Origin of the sequence: Bradyrhizobium sp., assembly GCF_035309285.1 — a bacterium.
In the GTDB taxonomy this organism is placed as follows: Bacteria; Pseudomonadota; Alphaproteobacteria; order Rhizobiales; family Xanthobacteraceae; genus Bradyrhizobium.
In genome coordinates this window covers 1-3,216 of the sequence record NZ_DATGFH010000065.1, presented here as the reverse complement: position 1 = coordinate 3,216, position 3,216 = coordinate 1, and the positions used below count along the sequence as shown (strand labels likewise).

2 protein-coding genes and 2 pseudogenes are annotated in these 3,216 nt (G+C 61.2%); 1 reads left to right on the top strand and 3 read right to left on the bottom strand.

Going from position 1 to position 3,216, the window contains the following annotated elements; genetic code table 11:
- From VKR55_RS13030 to VKR55_RS13020, 3 genes and pseudogenes are all read right to left on the bottom strand, one after another.
- Window positions 1–442, bottom strand: a 442-nt coding sequence (locus tag VKR55_RS13030) for a retropepsin-like aspartic protease family protein (RefSeq protein WP_324403826.1), incomplete at its 3' end; no start/stop codon positions are given.
- A gap of 203 nt (window positions 443–645) precedes the next feature.
- Window positions 646–990: a hypothetical protein gene (locus VKR55_RS13025; RefSeq protein ID WP_324403823.1), complete on the bottom strand. Its 345-nt coding sequence runs from the start codon at window positions 988–990 to the stop codon at window positions 646–648.
- A pseudogene (locus tag VKR55_RS13020) lies at window positions 990–2,080 on the bottom strand (IS5 family transposase). The gene VKR55_RS13025 and the pseudogene VKR55_RS13020 overlap by 1 nt, the downstream one beginning before the upstream one ends.
- Before the next feature lie 288 nt (window positions 2,081–2,368).
- Between VKR55_RS13020 and VKR55_RS13015 the strand changes: the two are divergent.
- Window positions 2,369–3,216, top strand: a pseudogene (locus VKR55_RS13015) (IS1182 family transposase); the annotation flags it as partial.

The following is a 3,216-nucleotide window of genomic DNA, read 5'->3' as shown; positions in this document are numbered from 1 at the left end:
AGGCAACGCCGGCCGGTAGCACCAGCGCGGCAACGTTATGGACTTCAAGATCCTCGATCTCGACCGTGCTGAGCTCGACCGGCGCCACCCGTATGACGCCATTCGCGGTCTTGACCAAGGCGACGTAATCGCGCTCGACCGGATGGATGCCAAGCATGGCGGCGTCTTCGGGCTTGAGCGCGATCACCGAGGCGCCGGTATCGACCATGAAATCGATGCGGCGGCCGTCAACGCGTCCGGTGACGCGGAAGTCTCCGCCGCGGCTTGGCGCGATGACGACCGAGCGCGAAGCGGCGATGCTGGACTGCGCTGCCGCAATAGCCGGATGCGCCGCCGCGACCGCGGTTGCCGGGCCGGGCGCCGGCATCATTTGCGCGGCGTAACGCGGCACGATGGCGCAAGCGATAAGCGAAATAACGGCAATAGCAATAACGGCGCGCATGACGGGTCCGGCTTGGTCTTGCGCATTTGTAATCGTCTCAGCGAATGCCGCACTAATCTGATTGGTTCTGTCGGCTTATTTGGCCGGGGACGGTAAGCGAACGGCTAAGACGATCGGTAAAAAGAGAAAGAGATGGAGCCGCGTGCGAAGGCCTCATCCGCTCGTCCCGGCGAAAGCGGGGACCTAGCAGGCTGTTGAAGAACTCAAGCGCGTTCGCAAACGAAGGCTGAATCGTCGCCATTGTATATGTAAAAGTGGCCGACGAGCCTGCCAGCAGTGCCAATCATAACCCATCCGCGACCGCAGGCGGGGTCATTCTCGTCGTGGCCTTCCCATGAGAACTCCGCGCATGCCGAACCGTCTCGCGCGCCGTAGCGGACGTCGAGAAAGCCCTTGAGCGCGCCGAAGGCAATTTCACCATCGGACTTACCCCGGAATGTGAGATGCGCTTCTTCGACAAGATCGAGGAAGTCGCCGTCCCAGTTGTCCATTTCAACGATGTGCCAGCGGCCGGCAAAGGCCTTCGCGAAGCGGGGCACCTTGGCCATCAGCCGGCTTCCGCGATCAGCTTGGGCAGCCGCACCAGATTGTACGCGGCGGCAGCGAAGGTAAAAGCCCATGCGACGCGATCACGGCCACGGAAGCTGGTCTTCTCTTGCCCAGCGACCGTCTTGATCCAGCCGAATGCCTCCTCGATGCGCTTGCGGATGCGTTGACTGACGGCATAACCGCTGTGCCGGGTCGTTCGTCCGTCAACCGAAGAGCTGCGGCCGCTGGTGTTCTGTGCAACATGCGGCGTCACGTTCATCGAGCGCAGCTCGTTGACGAAGTCTTCTGCATCGTAGGCTTTGTCGGCGCCAAGTGTGATCGCCGTCGGTCGATCGGCACGAGGCTCGATCATGTGCAGCGCGGCCACCCGTTCGGCATGCCCGTCCGCCAGCGTCAGGCAGGCGTCGACCAGCAGGCCGTGGCGGTTCTCCATCAGCCCATGCCCGATGAAGCACAGCTTCGTCTCCTTGCCTTTTCCCTTGCGGTAGAGCCTGGCATCGGGATCGGTGATCGAAGCATGGGTGTCGTTCGAGCTTTCTGGCCATGGAAGTCCACTTCGGCATTGCGCCCGCCGCCTTGCGCTGGTGGCTCGCTCGAGCCGTCCTTGGGCTTGACGCTCTTCATCGAGGCCCAGGCCTCGATCAGCGTGCCATCGACCGAAAAGTGATCGCTCGACAGAAGCTTCTTCACCTTGGGCGGTGCCAACACCGCCGCCAGGAACTTGGCCGCGATGTCGCCTTCCAGCAGCCGGTCGCGGTTCTTCGAGAATACCGAATGGTCCCAGGTTGCGTCGTCAACGCCGATTCCGACGAACCAGCGGAACAGCAGATCGTATTCCAGCCGCTCCATCAGAAGCCGCTCCGAGCGGATCGAATAAAACGCCTGCAACAGCATTGCCCGCAGCAGCTTCTCAGGCGGGATCGATGGCCGCCCAATCGGCGAATAGAGCGCGGCAAACTCACGCTCCAGCGCCGACAATGCCTCGTTCACAATCATCCGGATCGCTCGCAGCGGATGATCACGCCGCACCCGCGCCTCCAGGTCAACGTAGCTGAACAGCTCTCCCGTTCGATCGTCGCCGCCGCGCACGCCCCATCTCCGAATCTCGTCGGAGCCAATGAATCACGGTCGCCGGTCGGCCGCGAGTGCCTTTTTCAACAGCCTGTTAGGTCCGATAGCGCAGCGAGTGATACAAGCGACTTCCGCTGCTGGCCCATTTCGACGTTCGCGACGCCGCAACATCATGTCTGAAATTGATGATGAACGGACTCGACCCGCACAAGACGCTAGTTCGCTTTTTGACCCAGCCTGTGTAAAAACGCATCGCCTGCTTTGATTCCCGCGATAAGATTCTCGTGCGGTTTGCGGGAGGATCGGATGAGGCGCTTCGTTGAGGGGGTCGATCGCGGTCAGACCACGCTGTTTCCGGAATGCCTGGAAGACTGGATCGGCGAGGACAATCCGGCTCGCGTGGTCGATGTCTTCGTCGAAGAACTCGATCTGCCGAGCTTGGGTTTGGTGGGGTCGATCCCGAGGCAACCGGCCGACCCTCGTATCATCCCTCGATCCTGCTGAAGCTTTACATCTACGGCTATCTCAATCGGGTTCAGTCGAGTCGGCGGCTTGAGTACGAGGCTGGGCGCAACGTTGAGGTGATGTGGCTGTTGGGTCGGCTTGTACCCGATCATAAGACGATTGCCGACTTCCGCAAGGACAATGGCGCTGCCATCCGCAAAGTTTGTGCTCATTTTATCGCACTGTGCCGCGCGATGGGCCTGCTGACGCAAGCCAGCGTCGCGATTGACGGCAGCAAGTTCAAGGCAGTGAACAACCGCGACAAGAACTTCACGCGCGCCAAGATGGAGCGGCGCATGGCGCAGATCGAGGAGAGCGTCGCGCGCTATCTTGAGCAGCTCGACACTGCCGACCGGCAGGAGCCGTCAGAGGCGCTGCAAACCAAGACGAACCGCCTCAAAGAGAAGATCGAGGCGCTGAAGGAGCAGATGCGGCGTCTCGAGCTTCTCAAGGTGGAGATGCTCGCTGCCGCAGACCAGCAGATATCGCTGACCGATCCCGATGCCCGTTCGATGGCGACCAGCGGCCGCGGTTCCGGCATCGTCGGCTACAACGTCCAGATTGCCGTCGAGGCCAACCATCATCTGATCGTCATGCATGAGGTAACCAACGACGGAACCGACCGATCGCAACTCTCCCATGTGGCCAAC

What these genes read in the sequence shown, in the direction of transcription:
- VKR55_RS13025 (WP_324403823.1), bottom strand. Translation starts at nt 990, where the DNA reads ATGGCCAAGGTGCCCCGCTTCGCGAAGGCCTTTGCCGGCCGCTGGCAC.